Genomic DNA, 719 nt, shown 5'->3' with positions numbered 1-719 from the left:
GTACCATCATGCGCCGCCGTGGCCAGGGACGTTTGCCCATTCGCCAGGAAACGCTGCCGATCAAGGATAAGGCTGATGTGTTCGTCGAAGACGAGATCTTCTGGAAGCTGGAGGCGATCTTCTGGCGCCACTTCCGTGACGACTTGACCCGCCGTGTTGCGTATTTGAGGAACCGATGAACGCCGATACCGAAATCACTCTGGACAGCCTGCATCAGGCCATCCTCGATGCTATTGCTGAAGCGTTCCCGGCGATCAAGACCGTGGATGATTACCCGGATGATCGCCAGCGCATCCATGTGCCAGCAGCGTTGATAGAGCTGACCGAGTTGGAGGCGGTACCGGATGACGACCCCGGCACCGGTCAGTTGGCCCTCGAGGCGCAGTTCGAGCTGCGTTACGTGATCGGCTGGCGCGGCGTGAACCAGGGCCGAGCGATACGCGCCCAGGTGGCGGCGCTTTCGCACTTCATCCATCAGCAGCAGTGGGGCCTGCCTGTCGAGCCCGCCCGGGTACTGGTCTGCGAGCCTGATGAGTTTTCTCCCGAGCTCGATCAGTATCTGGTATGGCGTATCGAGTTCGCCCAGATCGTGCACATCGGTGAGAACGAATGGCTCGACGATGGCACGCCGCCCACCGAGGTGTATGTCGGCATCGCGCCGCTGATCGGGCCCGAGAACGAAGCGTTCTACACGCGCCAGGATGGCAGCCCGCACGAAG

The 719-nt window shown here is 61.5% G+C and carries 1 protein-coding gene; it reads left to right on the top strand.

Features of this window, described 5'->3' with window-relative positions:
* Nucleotides 1-175 precede the first annotated feature (175 nt).
* On the top strand, nucleotides 176-719 hold a 544-nt coding region (locus OP496_RS18235), incomplete at its 3' end, for a hypothetical protein (protein ID WP_280565409.1).

This window comes from Chromohalobacter sp. 48-RD10 (assembly GCF_029889785.1).
In the GTDB taxonomy this organism is placed as follows: Bacteria; Pseudomonadota; Gammaproteobacteria; order Pseudomonadales; family Halomonadaceae; genus Chromohalobacter.
This window is presented reverse-complemented; position numbering and strand designations above follow the sequence as displayed.